Here is a 21020-nt window from a genome sequence, read left to right as displayed (position 1 = left end):
TTACTGTAAGTCAGCTCAGCTGATCGCGTTTATACAGCTTTTATTTTACGTCGAGATTTTTATACATTTCTAAAACGGAAAGGACTTTCAGCGTTTCGTCGTAATAATTTTGACCGTGAATTGGCTCTTGGATGACCCATTTTTGTGAGGTAACTAAACCACTATAAGGATCTTCGTGATAAGCGCCGACTAAAACGGGGGCAGAAAAGCTTTGATTTTGGTAATCTACTAATGCTTTGCCCTTTAAATTGTAGCCAGCAAAGACCATATTCTCTTTTTCAAAAAAGCGTAACATTTTACTTAAGATAGGTGCCAGGCGTTTATCATTAGATTGCGCTAAACGCAAAGGAATGCGACAAGCGTTAGCGGAATAATCGCCGTCATATTTGTTATTAACTTCGTTTGCTTTAGCAGCGATCACACGGTTATCTTTGATCCAGGCAAAGTCTGGCATAAGACCGGTTTTGTGTTGCGCCGATAATTGTTGCAATAATTCAATCCCGCGGTCATTTAACTGTTGCCAAAAACGATCGCCAGTAAATTTATAAAAGGCATCAAAATACCCCGGCATAATGTCAGAAGGACGTAAAATTTGGCTGGCTTTTTCATCGACAGTTGCCCAATCTCCGACAGTTAGAAAGCCGGTATGGGGATTATAATTGTATGCTTTAATCGCCTGTAATAAGTTTTGGGCAGCTGTTTTATAGTCATGTTTACTATTGGGCCATAACTTGCTGGCCATAAGCAGACTATAGGCAATGTCTAAATCACCATCGGTTGCATTGTGTTTACTATCTGAAACCCAACCTTTTTTTGTTTCCGCTTGCCGCCACTGCATCAGGGGCTTTTTTTCGCTGATTTGGTAATGAGTGTAGTAGCGATATAATTTTTCAAAATCTGCTTCTTTGGCAAAACCTTTTTCTGCGGCTAAGGTTACAATCACCATGCCATAGCCTTGCGCTTCTGACAGGGCCGTTTTACCTTTAGCAGCTGTATTCACTATATCTCCTTGTTTGGAAGATACTAGATAGTGTTCGCGCCAATCATCATACATTTTTTGTTGGATATGGGCACGGTTGTCTTTAATCGCCATAAATAAAATTGCGACATAAGATACCAGCAAAATTGCTGCTATGCCCCACAATACTAAGGGTTTTTTCTTCATCGCAAACCTCCACCTTCAAATATTTAACAAAGATTAATCGTTGAAACGCTGTGTTTTATACCATTTTGTACCATCACGTTTAAAAATGCGGTCTAATACTAAAGAAAAGAAAGCCGCAATTGAAACGCCTAAAAACAATTGGGAATAAGTGAAATAAGAAGCAACCGAGTACAAAAAGTTTTCTGTAGTTGCTTGGCCGTACTGACTAACTAAAGCAATATTGATTTGCAGTAAATAAATGGCAAACATCATCGCCCAATTTACTAATAAAATAGCAGCTATTTGGCGATTGCCACCACCAAAAGTAAAGGGCATTTGCAAGGTAAAACCAATGAAATTCAATAACATCGTTACCAGATTGATAAGGAAAATCCCAGAAGAGATAACAATGGCACAGTTAAACCAAAAGAATGTATTGATGTAATAAAAGACTTCCCATTTGATGCGCCAGTTGCTTTTGTCAAAAAGATGCTTCAAGTTGCCCGTGATGACCTCATAATTTCCCTTGGCCCAACGTTTTCTTTGGCGATAGTAAACGCCGATTGTCTCAGGTTCTTGCTGAAAAGCTTCTGCCTGGGGTGCTAAGGCAATTAATTTTCCCTTTTCCATAATTCGAAATGATAACGCGGTATCTTCTGTCAAGGCTCCGTTATCCCAGCCGCCAATTTCTCTGGCGTAATTTTTTTGGATAATAAAATTGGTGCCAGGGATATGACCGATTTTAAAAAGTTGCCACAATCCTGTATGTTGAATGCGCTGAGATGTCACAACTTCTAAATTAATATAGCGGGTTAAAAAATTTTGTTTATAATTTCGTGTTTTATTGCGACCAAAAACGGCAGCGTAATTTTGGGGATCTTCAATCCCTTTTTTTACGAGAAAATAAAGGGCGTTGCGTTCTGGCATTGCATCTGCGTCATAGACGCACAGCCAGTCACCTTTGGCTCTTGCTAAGGCGTCATTTAATACACCTGCTTTTCCTCCTTTTCCCCTGCGTTGGATAATTTCAATATTAAAGTCTGCATACTGGGGTAATCTCGTTACGCTACGGGCCTCTTCATAGGTATTGTCTGTACAATTATCCGCAAAGACTAAGATTTCCATTTGTTCTTTTGGATAGTTCAAATTCAATATTGCTCGCACAGTATCTTTAATGACGATTTCTTCATTGTGGGCTGGAACGACTATCGTAATAAGGGGATACTCTACAAGTGGATCTAATTTACGTTTAGGTGGTTTCAAATTTTTTAGTAAAAAAGTCACTGCGCCATAAATCGTTAAAAGTGAGAAAAAGACTGAAACCCAGATGGAAACAATTGTAAAAATCATTAAACCTCTAGCCACGCAAGTTCCTCCTTTTGAAATATTTCCAAACCCGCGATTGGATAATTAATGCACTGATAAATAGCAAGATTGTTGCAATGAAAAATAAAATGGTGACGACAATTGCCAGCCAATAAAAAATTGTCAGCATATTGATCCTCCTTAAACAATGTATTCTTCAGATAAATCGGTCTCGGCTTGACGATTTAGGCGACTTAAAACTTGTTCAGCAGTTAGCTGACTATCACGTTCTAAGACAATTAAACCAGAACGCAAGGTAATATCTTGGTTGCCGTCAAATGGAATTAAAGACAGCTGCGTTTTGGTAATTTGCGTCAATTCTCTTAACTGATCGATATTTTCTGTACCAACTAAAGGTGTTAAAACGACAAATGCTCCATCCCCAACATAAAAAAGTTGTTCTTCTGGTAAACGAATGGTTTCTAAATCGTCCGCCAGTATTTTAATTAACTCATTGGTCTTGGTTTCACTTTGATAGCGGTATTGGTCTAAATAATCAATATAAAAAAGAGAAACTGCCAAACAGCGATCTAGTTTTGGCCGTAGTTCAATAGTTTCTACAAAACGTTGGTAGGATTCATTGAACTTTGTGAGGGTTCCAAGTTGGGTTAAGGCATCGGTATTTTTTAAATACGTCGCCATGTCTTTTCTACTGCTTATTACTTGTTTGCGTAAGAAAATATCCGTCTTAATGAAATAACCCAAAACAGTGAAGGCAGGAACGATAAAAATAAAATAGATTTTCAACCAATCAATCATGACAATTGGAAAAAAGTAGAGAGTAAAGCTACCAATGGCAATCATCATCAGCGAAACAATCACGACAAAAAGGGAGGTCCCCATCATGCCAAAAACAATACCTAAGAAGACCAGAATATTTGCGTAATAAAAAGTCTGGCGATCCACGTAATTGTATAGAATTAAATTTTGGAGTAAGTCTAATGCCATTAACAAAATGACGCCGAATTCTAAATGGATCCGAAAGCGGAGTTTGTTCATTGTATTCACCTCGTTATAATTGTCCTTTTCAACCCTAGCGTACCATAGCTTATAAAAATCTACCTTTATTTTGATTACAATGGTGTAAAAAAATTGCAGATAATGAGCGTTTTTGTGAATACGGTGTAAATTTTTAAAAGGAAAAATATTGATTTGACTGCTTTCGTGTTGTCTGGCTTTCATAAGAGTTTATTTAAGCAAAGGTAAAATTTCAAGAGATTTGAAAAACCGTTTATTACTGACGCGTTGAAGAAGTTTGCAAGTTTTTTTTAATGGACAGCTTCCAAAATTATCCTTTTGGTCGTAAGTAAAAAATTGCTGGATAATTTTGTAACAGGATTATTTACTGTTCTATTGATTTGGGAAATAAAAAAGTATCAGTTGAGATTAGTCAGTAAATAAAAGACTTGTTTTGAATGTTACAATATATATTAGTTGTACTATTTTAGTAGGTATGGTAATAATACAAAAGAAGGATAGCGCTTGCTTTAGCTAAGTAGGCATAATAAAACAGCAAAAGTTCAGGAGGGATAAACGTGAAGGATGCAACGTATTACGCGGAGGCATTAAAGGCCGGGAATATTTCGATTGAGACGCTTTTAACCGAGATAACCAAAAAAGCAGCGGCAGAAAGTAAATTAAACGCTTTTGTTAGTGATTTTGATGTTATCGCAGCCAAAAAAGAATATGAACACAATAAAGATGGTGTATTTGGTGGTTTGCCTGTACCACTAAAAATTTTAGGACAAAATAAGGCAGGCTGGGCACAAACCTCGGCTTCACGAATTTTTAAAGATGCCAAAGCTAGCCACACAAATAATTTTGTGAAATCTTTAGCTGCAAGTGGTCTGACACCTTTTGGTCAAACGAACGCACCAGAATTTGGGTTTAAAAATATTACCGATCCGACACTTTACGGTCCAACACGTAACCCGTGGAATTTAGCCTATTCTCCTGGTGGTTCAAGCGGTGGGGCAGCGGCAGCTGTTGCCGCAGGGATTTTTCCTTTGGCAGCGGCAAGTGATGGCGGTGGTTCGATTCGCATTCCGGCTTCTTTTAGCGGATTGATTGGCTTAAAGCCAACCCGTGGCACGATTCCGACCGGCCCAGATTCTTGGCGTGACTGGCAAGGAGCAGCAATCAATTTTGCATTAACCGTTTCCATGCGGGATACAGAAAAACTCTTCTACGCTATGCGAGGGCAACATCCGGCAGCCCCTTATCAAGCACCAAAACTAGAGTGGGAAGATAAACCAACTAAAAATAAATTGAAGGTTGCCTATACCACAACCTCACCAGTTAAAAGTGATGTTTCAAAAGAAGCAAAAAAAGCCGTAATGGATGCGGTTGAATTTTTACAGCAAGCTGGACATGAAGTCACAGAAATCACTTATCCACTTGATGGCAAACAACTGATTTTAGATTATTACAAAATGAATGGTGCTGAAACAGCGGCAATGTTTGCTGAAATACAACAAGGAATTGGGCGTAACGTCACAAAAGAGGACATGGAGTTAATGACTTGGGGAATTTACCAAGCAGGATTGAAGACCTCGGCGGCAAAATATGTGGCAACTTTACAAAATTGGGATCGTGCAGCCTTTGTCATGGAGGAATTATTTACACAATACGATTTATTTTTAACACCGACAACTGCATACCCAGCACCGAAAATTGATGCAAGCCTACAAAGTGAAGCAATTTTTGCTAAATTAGCGCAAGCTGAAAATTTGTCTGAGGCACAAGCAGACGCACTTGTGTATGAAATGTTTGAAAAAAGCTTGGCTCTTTCGCCCTTTACCCAATTGGCTAACTTAACTGGGGAACCGGCAATTAGTTTGCCGACTTATCTTACTGCTGAAGGGCTACCTTTAGGAATTCAATTTATGGCAGCTAAGGGTCGAGAAGATCTACTTTTTCAAATTGGCACTATTTTTGAAGTAAATAAAAAATTTCATTTACCAAAAGCGTATCAAGATTAAATTGGACAAGACCAAACATATTGTTGCTGCTAGCTTTGGGGAATAAAAAGCATTCGCAGGTAAATCTTTGTATTTAACCTAGTGAATAAAAACTAGGATTAATAAATAATAAGCATTACAGGGGGAAGACGATGAAAAAATGGGCAACATTAGCAGTTATTGCAGTAAGCGGGATGGTTTTAGCCGCCTGTGGTAATGGAAATAGTGATACAAAAGCAGCAACAAAAGATGATAGTTGGACTAAAGTAGAAAAGGAAAAAAACTTGACCGTTGCAACTTCGGGTACGTTATTTCCTTCTTCATACTATAACGATAAAAATGAATTAAATGGTTATGATGTGGACGTGGCCAAAGAAGTCGCCAAACGTTTGGGCGTCAAAGTTACTTTTAAGGAATACAATGTGGACGGTCAAATTTCTTCAATTAATCGCGGTGAGGCAGATCTTGCAGCTAATGACTTTGGTTTATCAAAAGAGCGGGCTAAGAAATTTTCCTTATCAGTGCCTATTAAATATTCTTTTGATAGCATGATTGTCCGAAAAAGTGATGATTCTGGTATCCATTCACTAGCTGATTTAAAAGGAAAAAAAGCCGCCGGTGAACCGAATACAAGCTATATGAAAATTGCGGAAAAATATGGGGCAACACCTGTAACTTATGATAATGCGACAAACGATCAGTATCTAACCGACGTTGCCAATGGACGCACTGATGTTATCTTAAATGATTATTATTTACAAAAAATGTCCGTTGCAGCATTACCGGCTATTCCTGTTAAAATTTTAGAGGACGTGTATTTTAACGCTAACCATACAGGCTTTTTGTTTGTTAAAGAGCACAAGGCTTTAAAAGAAAAAGTTGATGAGACGCTAAAAGCTATGCAAAAAGACGGCTCGTTGAAAAAAATCTCTGAAACTTATTTTCAAACTGACGTTTCAGTTAAACCAAAACAAGAAATTAAAGAAACGGTGTCACCAGACTAATGTATATTCCAAAGCTTGATTTTGGCTTGATGCTTGCATCATTACCTTTTGTGTTGCAAGGCTTAAGTTACACGTTAGGGATTAGTTTGATTACTTTTTTATTGGGAAATATAATTGGGATAATTCTTACAGTTTTGTCTTTTTTACCTAGTAAGATATTACGCAACCTAATTCGTTTTTATATCTCCTTTTTACGGGGAGTCCCAGCTCTGGTTTTGTTATTCTTACTTTATTTTGGGTTGCCATATCAACTGCCGGCGCTAACGGCTGCGATTATCTGCTTTAGCCTAACCAGCAGTGCTTTTATCGGCGAAATTTATCGTGGCGCTATTACAGGAGTAGAGCATGGACAATGGGATGCAGCTTACGCTACTGGCTTGAATTTTTGGCAGACGATCCGACTTATTATTTTGCCGCAAGCTTTTCGCTTATCCGTGCCGGCTTTAGGAAATGTGGCAATGGATTTAGTTAAAGGAACTTCACTGGCAGCCATGATTACGATTCCTGATATTTTTCAAAAGGCCAAAATTGTTGGCGGTCGGACATTTGATTATATGTCGATGTATATTTTAGTCGCTTTAATTTATTGGGGATTATGTATTTTGATTGGCTTTTGCCAACATCATTTGGAAAAATATTTTGAAAAACGTTTTGGCACGATAGCCTAAGCCAAAAGGTAGTGAGGGGATAGTTTTTTTTGGCTATTCAAGATTACTGTAAAAGGATGATTAAATGTACAGAAAAATGCATATATTTAAATAATTATGAAAAAAATACTTGTGCATTTTTTTGTAACCTGTTATCCTTTGGGTAACGTTTACAAAAAAATTGGGAAGGAGGAAGCATGATGATTACATTAAACGAACTAAAATTCCATTCATTCATCGCAAATATTTCCTTACTCCCGTATGATATTTCCAATTAGTGCAATAGTATGCTGAATTAACAGTCAGACTCTGCCTTGGGTTTTATACTCGGGTAGAGTCTTTTTTGCGCGCAAAAATGATAAAAGCTATATCTTGCCAGAAGATTTTACCTAGCTTTTATAATAAAAACAGGCAAGGATTTCTTTTATTTTGGAGGTTATTATGAAATACGTTTTAAAGCATTTATTCACATATATTAAAGAACATAAAAAGCGTTACGCTGTCGTTTTGTTCTTTATGATTATTAACAGCGCGTTAGCTGTTGTACCAACTTATATTATTCGCTTGTTTATTGATGCCATTATCCAAAAGACACTGACATTTGCGTTATTGCTGCAATACGGTGGACTCTTTGCGTTAACGATTATCATGTGCTATTTGGCGGACTTTACTTGGACCTATCGCTTGTTTATCGGGTCTTATGATTTGCAAAAAAGTTTGCGGGAGCAATTGATGGCGCATTTTCTAAAAATGGGGGCACCGTTTTATGAACGTTTTCGCACGGGCGATTTAATGACTCGTTCTAGTGATGATGTTCAAGTGATGGGGATGACTGTTGGTTATGGGTTAATGGTATTTATGAATACGAGTTTATTTTTGGGCTTTATTTTATTGATGATGGCAACGACAGTCTCAGCAGTTTTAACCATAATTGCGTTATTGCCGATGCCGATTTTAGCCTATTATATTTTTAAATGGGGTTCAAAGGTCGATCGTCTTTTTACGGAAGCTCAAAATGCGGTTTCTGATTTGAATAGTGAAGTGTTAGAAATCATCGATGGCATTCGCGTGGTGCGGGCTTTTGGCTTAGAAGAAGAAACGCGCCAAGCTTTTGAAGCGAAAACGACAGTCGTTAAAGAAAAAAACAATCGCGTTTCAGAACTAGATTCTCGCTTTGGTCCTTTGATTACGATTATCTTAGCCATTAGTTTTGTCACAAGTTTTGGTGTTGGGGCCTTCATGGTTCAAAAACAGCAAATCACAGTTGGTGCCATGGTTTCTTTTCAAGTGTATTTAACCATGATTGTTTGGCCCATGATTTCTGCTGGAGATCTGGTAAATGTGATGCAACAAGGGGCAGCATCTTGGCGACGAATCAATGAAGTTTTGCAAACACAAGATGATTTGGAACAAGCCGGAACCAAAATGCTGCCAGCAGTTGCAAAAATCACTTTTGAAAATTATGATTTTTCCTATCCCTCTAGTTCTAATAAAGTTTTACAGCATATTGATCTCACGATAAAAAAAGGTCAAATTGTTGGGATTGTGGGAAAAACTGGTAGTGGCAAAACTACCTTGCTGCGACAGTTGCTCCATCGCTACCCATATTCAGATCAAGTTCCGCAATTAAACAATGTGCCTTTAACAGCTTTTGATACAGCAGCTGTTAGAAAGCAATTTGCCGAAGTTCCTCAAGAGCATACGTTGTTTTCCCGGACGATCAAAGAAAATTTACTTTTTGGTAAAGAAGATGCGACACAAGAGGAATTATGGCAAGCTTTAGCTAGTGCATCATTAGCCCAAGATGTTGAAAAAATGCCGTTACAATTGGAGACACTGATTGGAGAAAAAGGTGTTTCATTATCTGGCGGGCAAAAGCAGCGGTTATCTTTGGCCCGGGCCTTTTTGCGCCACAGTGAGGTTTTGTTGTTAGATGATGCGCTTTCAGCCGTGGATGCCAAAACGGAGCAGGCGATTATTAACCAGCTCAAACTTCTCCAAAAAAATCGCACTTCCATTATTGTCACCCATCGTTTGTCAGCTATTACGTCTGCTGATCAAATTATTGTCTTAGAAGATGGCAACATCATTCAAAAAGGGACGCACCAGGAATTGATTAAAACAGCTGGCTGGTACCAAGAACAATACTATCATCAACAGTTGCAAGAAAAATAAAAAACCCTCAGGGGGGATTTTGTCTCAAGTTGTTTGTTAAGGAGTAAAAAAATGTTTAAAACAATTAAGCGGCTTTTAAGCTATTTAAAAGCCCACAAATTAATCTTTGGCGTTAGCGTATTATTATTAATTCTAGCTTCAGGCTTGGAGTTAATCTCGCCTTTAATTGCCAAAAGAATGATCGATAATGTTATGACACCGGCCTTTGACACTGGGAATTTGCCGGTCATGTTATTAATTCAATTATTAGCTTTTTATTTATTGTTAAATATTGTAGGTTCGCTTTTTCGTTATGTAAGTATTTTACAGTTGCGAAAAATGGCCAATCAAATTGTCAAGAAAATGCGGGATCAACTATTTTCTCGGCTACACCAACTGCCGGTTGCCTATTTTGATACATTACCAGCAGGAAAGATCGTGGCCCGTATTACTAACGATACCGAAGTTTTGCGTTCAAGTTTTTATGTGAGTGTTATTAGTAATCTTTTAAGTAATGTTATTCAAATTATTGGCGTCTACATTGCGATTTTCTTATTGGACAGCCGTTTGGGGGCAGCACTTTTAACTTTATTGCCAGTTTTAGTATTGTGGCAGCACTTTTACACAAAAAAAGCAGCGAAATATAATTTGGCGATGCGAGAATATATTTCCCAAATCAGTGGTCAATTAAATGAATTTGTTCAAGGCGTGGCTGTGATTCAAGCTTTCCAAAAAGAAAAGCAGCTGTTAAAAGAGTTTCGTCAAACAGTTACGAAATGGTTTAACGTCGGTAAAAAAGCGCTCCTACTCGATGCAGGTGCGGCTTGGGGGTTGGGTACTTTTTTACGAAATATAACGATTTTACTCGTGATCACAACGCTGGCTAGTTTCTTTTTAAATGGCCAGTTGGCAATTTCCGCGGGGCTTTTATATGCTTTTATCGATTATATTAATCGCTTGTTTGATCCCATTGAAGGTATGGTACAAACCGTAGCAGGTGTACAGCAATCCCTTGCGGCCGGTACAAGAATTTTTGAATTGGCCGATGAAAAAATAGAAAGCCAAGAAGAAAATGAGATTCAAATCAAAAAAGGTGCAGTGGCATTTAAAGACGTATCTTTTGGGTATACGAAAACACAACGGGTATTGCATCATATTGATTTTACAGCAGCACCCGGGGAAACTGTCGCATTAGTTGGTCATACTGGTTCGGGCAAATCTAGTATTTTAAATTTACTTTTTCGCTTTTATGAACCAGATAGTGGTGGTATTTTGATTGACGGTAAAAAAATTGCCGACTATAGTCGCCAATCGTTGCGGCGTTTTATGGCGATAGTCATGCAAGACCCCTATTTATTTAGTGGCACGATTGCCAGTAATATTCATATGGGGGATAAAAGTATTAGTGATGAAATGGTTTTAGCGGCTTTAAAACAAGTTGGAGCCCAGGACTTAATTGCTCGATATCCAGATGGTATTCACCATTTGGTAGTAGAAAAAGGGCAGGCCTTTTCCAGTGGTGAAAGACAGTTGATCAGTTTTGCCAGGGCTTTGGTATTTAATCCGAAAATTTTAATCTTAGATGAGGCGACAAGTCATGTCGATACCCAGACAGAAGCAATTATTCAAAAAGCAATGGAAGTACTGCAAAAAGGACGGACGACTTTTATTATTGCCCATCGACTTTCTACTATTAAAGAAGCAGATGAGATTTTAGTTTTAGATCAAGGGAGAATTGTGGAGCGCGGCAGTCATGATACGTTAGTGAAACAAGAGGGAATTTATTATCAAATGTACCAGATGCAAGCGGCCCAATTATCAACATAATGGACAATTTTTGACATTCTAAATCCCTGTGTTAAAATCGTAGCAGACATTTTTAGCTGTTGGAAATGGATATTTTATAGATTGGAAGTTTAAAATGGTCAGTGATATTTTAAGTTTATTTGTCATGATTTTGGTTGGAATTTACAGTGCGTTGTTCTTAAGTACTGGCGTTTGGTTGTTGTATTTGCAAATCAAAAGTAAAGTCAGCAACATGGATCAGAGCGCTTGGGAAGCCTATTTCAATAAAATTCAACCTAAAGGAGTTATGCTTCGTGTCCTTGTTTGCTATGTTATTATTTTAGCCCTGATTGCAACGTTAAATACGTTTGCTGTTTGGCAGGGAAATTTTTACTATGGCATGTTGATGGTTGCCTGTGGTCTGTTCCATATTTTTTATAAGTTTCAAACCCAAAAAGGTGATTTTTCCAAACTTTTCAAAGGTCCGAAATCCTAGTTTTATACGTTGTAACTAAACTACCCGAAAAATTCCTACTCCTAAGTGCGCCCTGTTGTTTTTATTGAGGTGGCAAGGGAAGTGAATTTTTCGGGTATTATTTTCGCGTATTAATAGCGTGCTAATTTTTGCGCTTTTTGCGTATTGGCAAAATGCAGTTTAGCGTATTGTGCTAACAGCGTGATGCCGCCTTGCTGTAATATTTTTGCTGCCACTTGATCAGACTTACTACCAGCCCCTGAGGGTACAACAAAACCTAATTTCATTGAAGCCGCATCTAGCTCTGCTAAAAAACTAGCCCGGCATAAAATAGAGGCAGCGGCGACAGCCAGATGATATTGTTCCCCTTTTGTTACAAAATAGAGATTTTTAGTAACTTGATTTTTTTCCTGCTGCAAATATTTGCGATAATTTGCTTCTGAGGTGAATTGATCAATTAAGATTCCTTCTTCTTTAACAGGCGCAATTTTTTGCTGGAGTAAGTAAATTGCTTGATTGTGTAACGCGACTTTCATGCGTACAGCGTTATACTTTGGTTGGATTTCGTTATACTTTTTTGGTGTGACAATTAATTTTTGAAAAGGAACGACTGCTTCAATTTTAGGCGCTAGTTGCCGAATTTCTTTATCAGTTAACATTTTGGAGTCTTTGACGCCAATTTCTTTTAAGTATGCTAGATTTTCACTTGCTGCATAAACGGCACAGACTACTAAAGGACCAAAATAACTGCCATTGCCTACTTCATCACTACCGATGATACTTTTTTTGGCAAAATCTTTTGGCAGTCCACCAGTAGGTAAATTATTTTTTCCATTAGAGGTGCTGGTATTTTTTTTACTTGTATTACTTGCGACTGTCGCATTTTTGTTATCCCATTTACTAGCCTCACTTTGAGCGTTAGTACCTTGAAACATTACTTTACCAGATGTATAGCCGGTGATTGTGACACCACTTTTTTTGGCAACAAATAAGGTATAGGGAGTTTTAGTGGGAACAGTAAAGGGCGCATAATGCGCTTTTAACTGATCAAGTTGAATTTTACTTAATTTTAAAACAATTGTATTCATCAAAACGTCCTTTTTTATGTTGTATTTGCTATTAGATTTTAACATAGATATAAAAAAGCAGAGGGTAAACAGGAGAATTTTAACTAATCGTGGAAATTTTACCGTTTTTACCCTATAATATACAGGAGTTTGACGCTAAAACTTTTAGTGGTAAAAGTGCTATAATAATGCAGTTGGTTTTCTGAAAGTTATGAAGAAGGGAAGACAGAGCATGGTAGCGGAACGCAAACGCTATAAAGCTGTGATCGCTAATCGTAGTTATACGATTATTGGAAATAAGAGTTCACAGCATATGAATCTGGTCACAAAGCTTGTGAACGAACAGCTAAGTGAGATAAAGATGATTTCACCCCAGATTAATGATGAACAAGCTGCGATTTTATTAGCAGTCAATGCAGTCTCAGACCAAGTAGACAAACAAGCAGAAGTATTGCGGCTGCAAAAAGAGGTGCAAGAACTACGGGAGAAGACAGTTCGAATTGTCGAATTGGAAAATCGCGTCAAACGAATTGAGGCAATTGAAAGCGAAGCGCGAAAATATTTGGCGGAACAAGGGCAAACAGATGTTAAAATCAAAAACCATGTTCACGCCCAACAAATTTTAAACGAAGCTAGAAAAGAACAAATTAAACAAAAGACGTCACTAGACAGAAAGGACTAACAGATGGTTGGATTATTGATTATCCTGATACTTGTGATTGCGTTTTATATTGGAGGTCGCCGTGGAACGCCATTACAATTAGTATACACGCTAGGATATTTTTTATCTTTTGCTGTGGCGTGTTTTAGTTACCAAGGCCTAGCAAAAAAATTGGAACTATACATTCCATATCCTTCTGTTACCCCAGATTCCAAAATGGTTTTTTATAGCCAAACGCAGTCTTTGGATTTGGATAAGGCGTATTATGCAGCAGTTGCATTTTTGGTAGTCATGTTTATTGGTTGGCTAGTTACAAGTTTAATTGCCGTCTTTTTAAACAATTTGCGTTTTAAGCGTTTATTAGAAAATTACGATTGGGTATTAGGCGGCTTGTTGAATGTCCTAACAGCTTATGTTGTGATTTTCTTTGTACTTTTTGTGTTAGCGATGATTCCTTTAGCAACAATTCAAAATATATTTCGAGATCACTTTTCCGCCCGCATGATTGTGGAACATTCCGTTATCTTGTCTTGGCTTTTTAAAAATCTGTGGGTGACAAGTATTCTTGCTTAAAAAACAGGGCAGTGTTTGGCAGCAGCTGAACTGGCCTGTTTTTTTCACATTTTAACAGGTAGGTGAAAGAAATGAACAAACGTATCTATGAAACCTTAGAGTTTTCTTCTGTGAAACAAATGGTGGCACAATACCTCCAAACAGCACAAGGGGAAGAAGAGTTAGGAAATTTAACCCCAAGTACTGATGAAACGGTTATCAATAGTTGGTTAAATGAAACGGCAGATGGATTAAAAGTCCAGCGTTTACGCGGTGGAATACCCATTCCTAAGATTGAAAATATTCGGCCGCAAATGAAGCGAATTGAAATTGGAGCAGACTTAAATGGTAGTGAATTAGCGCAAATTGCGCGGGTTTTATCCACAACCGGACAGGTCAAAAAATTTATCGCCGATTTAGCCGATAGTGAAATTGAGTTTTTGCGTCTTTATGATTGGAATGACCAATTAGAAACGATGCCAGAACTAACACGACGCTTGCAAAGTGCAATTGACGAAGATGGCTATGTCACCGATGAAGCTTCACCAGAATTAAAAATTATCCGCAATAACATTCGGCGAAGTGAACGAACGATTCGAGAACAGTTGGATGGGATTTTACGTGGAAATAATGCCCGCTATTTAAGTGACACGATTATTACGATGCGAAATGATCGTTATGTAATTCCCGTTAAACAAGAATACCGCGGTGTTTTTGGCGGTGTTGTTCACGACCAAAGTTCTTCTGGTCAAACGCTTTTTATTGAGCCAAAACAAATTGTTGAATCAAACAACCGTTTACGGCAACACCAAATCAATGAACGACAAGAGATTGAACGTATTTTAGCTGAACTTTCAGCTGAGTTGGTTCCTTATCAAAAAGAGATTCTTCACAATGCTTTTGTCCTAGGTAAATTTGACTTAATGAATGCGAAAGCGCGATTTGCAAAAGAGTTAAAAGCAGTCGTGCCAACCATTAGTTCAGAAAATCATGTCTTTTTCAAACAAGCGCGTCACCCGTTAATCAATCAAGATATTGTCGTTGCCAACGATATTATGATCGGTAAAGACTTCCAAGCCGTTGTGATCACGGGTCCGAATACTGGTGGGAAAACAATTACCTTAAAAACGTTAGGGTTGTTGCAATTAATGGGGCAGTCGGGGTTACCAATTCCCGCTGCAGAAGACAGTCAAATGGGAATTTTCCATGAGATATTTGCAGATATTGGTGATGAACAATCCATTGAGCAAAGTCTGTCTACTTTTTCTTCTCACATGACCAATATCGTTTCAATTTTAGCCAAAGTAGACAAAGACAGTTTAGTTTTATTTGATGAATTAGGAGCAGGGACAGATCCGCAAGAAGGCGCTGCGCTAGCCATTGCCATTCTAGATGCATTAGGCGCAAAATCTGCTTATGTCATGGCGACTACCCATTATCCAGAATTAAAAGTTTATGGCTACAATCGGAGCAATACGATTAATGCGAGTATGGAATTTGATGTTGATACATTGAGTCCCACCTATCGTTTGTTAATTGGCGTGCCCGGGCGTAGTAATGCTTTTGAAATATCAAAACGCCTTGGTCTAGATGCGCAAGTTATTGCGGCAGCTAAACAAATTATGGATGGGGAAAGTCAAGATTTAAATGAAATGATTGCCGATTTAGAAAATCGTCGTAAAATGACAGAAACAGAATATCTAGAAGTACGGCATTACGTGGATGAAGCTGCTAAATTACAACAAGAATTAAAAGAGGCCTATAGTTATTTCTTTGAAGAGCGGGAAAAAGAATTAGCCAAAGCCAAAAAACAAGCCAACGAAATCGTTGATGAGGCTAAAGAAGAAGCAGAAGTGATTATTTCTGATTTGCGTAAAAAACAATTGGCTGCAGGTCAAGGGGCAGTTAAAGAACATGAGTTAATTGATGCCCGCAGTAAACTAGATAATTTGCATCAAACAGAAGATAATCATTTGAAGAAAAATAAAGTCTTACAAAAAGCCAAGCAAGCTAAAAAATTAAAAGCTGGCAACGAGGTGCTGGTTGCTTCATATGGTCAAAGGGGAATCTTGATCAAAAAAATGAGCGATCACAATTGGCAAGTTCAGTTGGGAATTTTGAAGATGACCTTACCTGAAAGTGAACTGCAAAGTGTCGCACCTGTAAAAGAGCCGGTGCAACGTGTTGTTAGCACTGTCCGTTCTGATAACAGTAGTCATGTCGCAACCCAACTTGATTTAAGAGGTAAGCGGTATGAAGAAGCATTAAATGAAGTGGATCAGTATTTAGATGCGGCCATTTTAGCGGGCTATCCGCAAGTAACCATTGTTCATGGTAAAGGTACAGGCGCATTGCGGCAAGGTATCACAGATTATTTGAAAAATCATCGCAGTGTCAAAAGCTTTGAATTTGCACCGCCAAATCAAGGTGGAAATGGTGCGACTGTAGTAAAGTTTAAATAACTTTTAAATTAATTCAATTCAAAAAAATGTGAAAGAATGCAGTGTAGCGCACTTTTTCAAAAGCTATTTTTTCCACTTACCAATTGTAAGCAAAAAATTATCATCCCTAACTTTTCAGTGCTATACTCTTTTTTAGAGAGATAATACATCTTATTTAAGGTTATCCTTTGGGGAAATTCAGTTGAGAAAATGCGCAACGCAAAATCGGAGGGAATAATATGTCAAAAGCAATTACAGATGCAACATTTGCAAGTGAAACAGATGAAGGGTTAGTTTTAATCGACTTTTGGGCAACTTGGTGTGGTCCGTGTCGCATGCAAGCGCCAATTTTAGATCAATTAGCAGCTAGCCATGATGAAGACGAGTTAAAAATCGTTAAAATGGACGTGGATGAAAATCCTGAAACACCAGCGCAATTTGGCGTAATGAGTATTCCAACTTTGTTACTAAAAAAAGACGGCGAAGTTGTGGATAAAGTAATTGGTGTGCATACAAAAGACCAATTAGAACAATTAATCGCATCACATTTGTAAAATTCAGTTTTATTATTTAAGATTGGGACAAAAGCCAGCTTGGCGTTTATCCCAATCTTTTTTTAATTCTTAAGGGAGTATAAAATTTTCACATCTAAAAACGTTAAATTAAAAGCGCTAGCGATGTCCGGATTCACAAACTAGCTTTATCGGCAATAAGCGAAAATTTTGTTAAGTCTGAGGAGCGACAGAACAAAATTTTAGTCTTATTGCTCAAAAGCTGAGCGAGTTTGCGAAGCCTTTTTTAGTTGGTCGGGAAGTAGAAAAATAAATTTGTACCAATCAGATAGCTGGCCGTAAAATTTAAAGTGTAATGAAGTTCTTTTTCTGGCAGATAATGGTGTCAATTAACTATTTTTCATTTATCCATAAAAAAATTAGATTAACTGGTTGCATTTTTAATACAAATCGTTTATATTATGTGTGTAAACGGTTACATAAGGAAGATGGTGAACAAATGGCAACGATTCGTGATGTCGCAAAATTAGCAGGATTATCCGTCGCAACAGTTTCAAGAGCAATCAACGGGAGTGGTTATGTTAGTGAAGAGTCTCGTAAAAAAATTGATAATGCCATAAAAGATTTGGATTTTCGTCCCAATGAAGTGGCACGCTCTCTCTATCAAAAAAAATCAAAATTGGTGGGATTATTATTACCGGATATTTCTAATCCTTTTTTCCCATTATTGGCAAAAGGTGTCGAAGATTTTTTGCAGGCAAAAGGTTATCAAGTTATTTTAGGCAATGTCCAAGAAAATCCTGAACGCGCTAATGATTATTTACACGCCTTTAATCAAAATAACGTGGCTGGTGTATTATCTGCTGTAGATAACGACTATGCTTTTTATGACAGTGTTCATCCCCTAGTGTTTTTAGACCGTGTAGGCAAGGATTCAGAGTATTCCATTCACGCCGATGACGTGGCTGGCGGTGCTTTAGCAGCTACAACGGTTTTAAAAAGAAAGACAAAAGAAATTATCGTCATCTCTGGTCCTAAAGAAATTGATCGCTCCCAAGAACGACTACAAGGAGTTTTGAGTGTTTTAAATCAACAAAAGAGTAATTATTATATCGTGAACTCTGCTTCTTTTTTATTGGAAGATGCAATTATTACAGCACAAGCGGTGTTTGAACAATTTCCTCAAGTTGATACTGTGATTGCTCCTAGCGATATTCATGCGATTGCGCTTATTCAAGAGGCTTACCGCCGGAATATCAAAGTGCCCGATGCCCTACAAGTAATCGGCTACGATGATATTCCAATTAGTAATTTGGTGGTACCGCCGCTAACGACGATTCATCAGCCGGCTTATGAAATGGGATATAAAGGTGCTGAGATGTTGTATCAGTTAATGAACGGACAAAAAGTGATGCAAAAAAAATTAGTCTTACCAACTCGTTTAGTCAAACGGGATACTTTACGAAAGAAGGAAGCACAATGAAAATTACGGTTGTAGGAAGTATGTCGACAGATTTTGTGGTTACTACAAACATTAAGCCTGATCAAGGCGAGACTGTTTTTGGTGAAAAATTTGCGACTGCATTTGGCGGTAAAGGTGCCAATCAAGCAGTAGCTGCCAGTCGTTTGGGTGTGGAAGTGGCGATGGTCGGTGCAGTTGGCAGTGATGATTTTGGTACAGCAATTTTAAATAATTTAGTAGAAAATGGGGTTGATGTAAGTTGTGTGGAACGGGTTACACATGCTGAAAGCGGTTCTGCCCATATCGTATTATACGATCATGATAATAGCATTATTGTCATTCCTGCTGCTAACAACGAGGTAAAGCCTAGTAATATTGAGAAATTCGCATCGCAGTTGTTAAATAGTGACTTAGTTATCTTACAAAATGAAATTCCCCAAGCAACAAATGAAGCAATTATTGATTTTTGTTGGGAACATGGCATTAAAACTTTGTTAAATCCTGCACCAGCCCGCCCCCTTGCAAAAGACTATCTTGAAAAGATAACTTATTTAACTCCTAATGAGCACGAATCGGCAATTATTTTTCCTGATCAAAGTCGCTCACAGGTATTAGCAAAATATCCCAATAAGTTAGTGATTACCCTCGGGGCGATGGGGGCAATTTATCACGATGGTAAAAAAGAAGAAATTGTACCGGCTTTTGAAGTGCAACCAGTTGATACAACAGGGGCAGGAGATACGTTTAACGCTGCGATGGCCACTGCATTACTATATGGCTTGAAGATGTCAGAAGCTTTGCGTTTTGCCAATTTGGCTGCTGCAATTTCTGTCCAAGGCTTTGGTGCCCAGGGTGGTATGCCGACACTAGAAAAGATGAAGGAGCAACCTCAATATGAAAAAACATGGCATTTTAAATAGCGAGATTACAAAAGTTTTAGCTGATTTAGGTCACACAGATCAAATTACTATTGGGGATGCCGGACTGCCGGTACCCCATGGTGTAGCAAAAATTGACTTAGCTTTAAAGTTTGGGCTACCGAGTTTTAACGATGTATTGTTGGCGGTGCTTTCAGATATGGCAATTGAAAAGGTCGTTTTAGCAGAGGAAATTAAAACGCAAAATGCCCAACAATTACAAGCAGTTTTGAAAGCGCTACCTAAAGGGGTGAAAATTGTCTATGTTTCTCACACAGAATTTAAAAAGCAAACGCAAAATAGTAAAGCCGTTATTCGTACTGGTGAAGTAACGCCTTATTCCAACATTATTTTACAGTCTGCTGTCATCTTTTAAGGAGGGAATAACATGTACGTTGAAATGAAAAACATTTCAAAGTCTTTTGGCACAAATCAGGTTTTACGGGATGTCAGTATTGAAATAAAAAGCGGTGAAATTCACGCCTTGATGGGTGAAAATGGTGCAGGAAAATCAACGCTAATGAATATCTTGACCGGTTTGCATAAAAAAGATTCTGGAACGATTTTAATTGATGGACAAGAAAAGACATTTTCGAGTCCTAAAGAAGCCGAAGAGTTTGGGATTAGTTTTATTCATCAAGAAATGAATTCTTGGCCACAAATGACCGTATTGGAAAACCTATTTTTGAACAACGAACTAAAGACCCCTTTTGGTTTATTGGATACAAAGAAAATGCGAGAAATCGCCTTGCACCATTTTGCTCAGCTAGGAATTTCACTTGATTTAGATAAAGAATTAGATGAGCTATCAGTCGGGCAACAGCAAATGATTGAAATCACCAAATCTTTAATGACCGATGCAAAAATTTTGATTATGGATGAACCTACCGCCGCCCTTTCTGATACGGAAATCAAAGCCTTATTCAAAATTATTTACCAATTAAAAGCACAAGATGTCGCAATCGTTTATATTTCCCACCGAATGGAAGAGATTTTCCAAATCAGTGATGAAATCACCGTGATGCGAGATGGTCTTTCCATTGATACGACAAAAACCAGTGAGACAGACGTCAATGAAGTAGTTCGCAAAATGGTGGGACGCGAAATTTCAGATTATTATCCTCAAAAAACGGCTATCATCGGAGAAGTCGTCTTTACAGCAGCGCACTTAACCGGTGCAAATGGGGTTTTCAAAGATGTTTCCTTTAACGTTAGAAGTGGTGAAATTGTAGGTTTCTCAGGTTTAATGGGGGCTGGTCGTACAGAAATTATGCGGGGAATTTTCGGTTTAGATCCTTTGGAAGAAGGAACTATCACGATTGAAGGTGAGTCAAAAAAAATCGAGTCCCCGGCTAAATCTATTCAAAATGGTATTGGCTTTTTAACAGAAGATAGAAAATCAGAAGGCTTAGTCTTGGACTTCTCTGTGTTAGATAATATTAGTCTGCCTTCCATTGACGGCTTTGTAAAAAATGGCTTGATAGATAAAAAAACAGAAGCAGAATTTGCCGAACTATTAATTAAACGACTTCTAATTAAGGTGCAATCTGAGGATGATATCGTTGGTGATCTGTCTGGGGGAAATCAACAAAAAGTTGTTTTAGCCAAATGGATCGGTGCTGGACCAAAAGTATTGATTTTAGATGAACCGACCCGTGGAGTAGACGTGGGTGCTAAACGTGAAATTTACCAATTGATCAATGAATTAGCAGATCGCGGGGTAGCAATTATCGTCGTTTCCAGTGACTTGCCAGAAGTAATGGGAATAAGCGACAGAATCTTGGTCGTTCACGAGGGCAGGATTAATGGTGAATTGCAAAAAGTAGATTTTGACCAGGAAAAAATTATGACTTATGCAACAGGAGGAAAATAAA

19 protein-coding genes are annotated in these 21020 nt (G+C 38.0%); 14 read left to right on the top strand and 5 right to left on the bottom strand.

What is annotated here, in order from left to right:
* Positions 1-40: 40 nt before the first annotated feature.
* The 4 genes from JZO76_RS12725 to JZO76_RS12710 are packed head-to-tail and all read right to left on the bottom strand — an operon-like array spanning position 41 to position 3508.
* The gene (locus tag JZO76_RS12725) at positions 41-1165 is read right to left on the bottom strand and encodes a glycosyl hydrolase family 8 (protein ID WP_206905195.1); all 1125 of its coding nucleotides are present in this window, start codon (positions 1163-1165) and stop codon (positions 41-43) included.
* A 33-nt stretch (positions 1166-1198) separates the two neighbouring features.
* On the bottom strand, positions 1199-2509 hold the full coding sequence (locus JZO76_RS12720; RefSeq protein ID WP_206905192.1) for a glycosyltransferase: 1311 nt from the start codon (positions 2507-2509) through the stop codon (positions 1199-1201).
* Positions 2502-2639: a hypothetical protein gene (locus tag JZO76_RS12715; RefSeq protein ID WP_206905189.1), complete on the bottom strand. Its 138-nt coding sequence runs from the start codon at positions 2637-2639 to the stop codon at positions 2502-2504. Before JZO76_RS12715 ends, JZO76_RS12720 begins: the two co-directional genes overlap by 8 nt.
* 11 nt (positions 2640-2650) lie before the next feature.
* Entirely contained in the window at positions 2651-3508 is an 858-nt protein-coding gene (locus JZO76_RS12710; protein ID WP_206905187.1) for a hypothetical protein, read from the bottom strand.
* Positions 3509-4044: 536 nt separating this feature from the next.
* Here JZO76_RS12710 and JZO76_RS12705 point away from each other — a divergent pair.
* The 6 genes from JZO76_RS12705 to JZO76_RS12680 all read left to right on the top strand — a co-directional run bounded on the left by JZO76_RS12705 (position 4045) and on the right by JZO76_RS12680 (position 11555).
* Positions 4045-5490: an amidase gene (locus tag JZO76_RS12705; protein WP_206905184.1), complete on the top strand. Its 1446-nt coding sequence runs from the start codon at positions 4045-4047 to the stop codon at positions 5488-5490.
* 131 nt (positions 5491-5621) lie between these two features.
* Positions 5622-6473 carry a transporter substrate-binding domain-containing protein gene (locus JZO76_RS12700; RefSeq protein WP_206905181.1) on the top strand — a complete coding sequence of 284 codons (852 nt, stop codon included), beginning with the start codon at positions 5622-5624 and terminating at the stop codon, positions 6471-6473.
* Positions 6473-7141 carry an amino acid ABC transporter permease gene (locus tag JZO76_RS12695; protein ID WP_206905179.1) on the top strand — a complete coding sequence of 223 codons (669 nt, stop codon included), beginning with the start codon at positions 6473-6475 and terminating at the stop codon, positions 7139-7141. Before JZO76_RS12700 ends, JZO76_RS12695 begins: the two co-directional genes overlap by 1 nt.
* 420 nt (positions 7142-7561) lie before the next feature.
* Positions 7562-9295: an ABC transporter ATP-binding protein gene (locus JZO76_RS12690; RefSeq protein WP_206905177.1), complete on the top strand. Its 1734-nt coding sequence runs from the start codon at positions 7562-7564 to the stop codon at positions 9293-9295.
* A gap of 51 nt (positions 9296-9346) precedes the next feature.
* A complete protein-coding gene (locus tag JZO76_RS12685) occupies positions 9347-11101 on the top strand; it encodes an ABC transporter ATP-binding protein (protein ID WP_206905175.1) in 1755 nt (584 codons plus the stop codon).
* Positions 11102-11195: 94 nt separating this feature from the next.
* Positions 11196-11555, top strand: coding sequence for a hypothetical protein (locus JZO76_RS12680; protein ID WP_206905173.1), 360 nt, complete (start codon positions 11196-11198; stop codon positions 11553-11555).
* A gap of 110 nt (positions 11556-11665) precedes the next feature.
* On the opposite strand, the gene rnhC is transcribed toward JZO76_RS12680, so the two are convergent.
* Complete coding sequence (gene rnhC / locus JZO76_RS12675) at positions 11666-12622, bottom strand: ribonuclease HIII (protein ID WP_206905171.1); 957 nt, start codon at positions 12620-12622, stop codon at positions 11666-11668.
* Positions 12623-12833: 211 nt separating this feature from the next.
* On the opposite strand from rnhC, the gene JZO76_RS12670 reads away from it, so the two are divergent.
* From JZO76_RS12670 to JZO76_RS12635, 8 genes are all read left to right on the top strand, one after another.
* On the top strand, positions 12834-13283 hold the full coding sequence (locus JZO76_RS12670) for a cell division protein ZapA (RefSeq protein ID WP_206905364.1): 450 nt from the start codon (positions 12834-12836) through the stop codon (positions 13281-13283).
* Positions 13284-13286: 3 nt separating this feature from the next.
* Complete coding sequence (locus JZO76_RS12665) at positions 13287-13835, top strand: CvpA family protein (protein WP_206905169.1); 549 nt, start codon at positions 13287-13289, stop codon at positions 13833-13835.
* A 71-nt stretch (positions 13836-13906) separates the two neighbouring features.
* Positions 13907-16276, top strand: a complete 2370-nt coding sequence (locus JZO76_RS12660; RefSeq protein WP_206905166.1) for an endonuclease MutS2 — start codon at positions 13907-13909, stop codon at positions 16274-16276.
* A 218-nt stretch (positions 16277-16494) separates the two neighbouring features.
* Positions 16495-16809, top strand: coding sequence for a thioredoxin (gene trxA, locus JZO76_RS12655; RefSeq protein WP_206905164.1), 315 nt, complete (start codon positions 16495-16497; stop codon positions 16807-16809).
* Positions 16810-17230: 421 nt separating this feature from the next.
* Positions 17231-18250 carry a LacI family DNA-binding transcriptional regulator gene (locus JZO76_RS12650; protein WP_230709232.1) on the top strand — a complete coding sequence of 340 codons (1020 nt, stop codon included), beginning with the start codon at positions 17231-17233 and terminating at the stop codon, positions 18248-18250.
* Positions 18247-19149, top strand: a complete 903-nt coding sequence (rbsK, locus tag JZO76_RS12645; RefSeq protein WP_206905161.1) for a ribokinase — start codon at positions 18247-18249, stop codon at positions 19147-19149. The genes JZO76_RS12650 and rbsK overlap by 4 nt, the downstream gene beginning before the upstream one ends.
* Entirely contained in the window at positions 19124-19522 is a 399-nt protein-coding gene (gene rbsD / locus JZO76_RS12640) for a D-ribose pyranase (RefSeq protein WP_206905159.1), read from the top strand. Before rbsK ends, rbsD begins: the two co-directional genes overlap by 26 nt.
* Before the next feature lie 12 nt (positions 19523-19534).
* The gene (locus JZO76_RS12635; protein WP_206905150.1) at positions 19535-21019 is read left to right on the top strand and encodes a sugar ABC transporter ATP-binding protein; all 1485 of its coding nucleotides are present in this window, start codon (positions 19535-19537) and stop codon (positions 21017-21019) included.
* The last annotated feature ends 1 nt before the right edge of the window (position 21020 follow it).

Origin of the sequence: Candidatus Enterococcus myersii, from assembly GCF_017316025.1 — a bacterium.
Classification (GTDB): domain Bacteria; phylum Bacillota; class Bacilli; order Lactobacillales; family Enterococcaceae; genus Enterococcus_C; species Enterococcus_C montenegrensis.
Note: the sequence above shows the minus strand (reverse complement) of the source record. Positions and strands in the feature narration are given on the sequence as shown.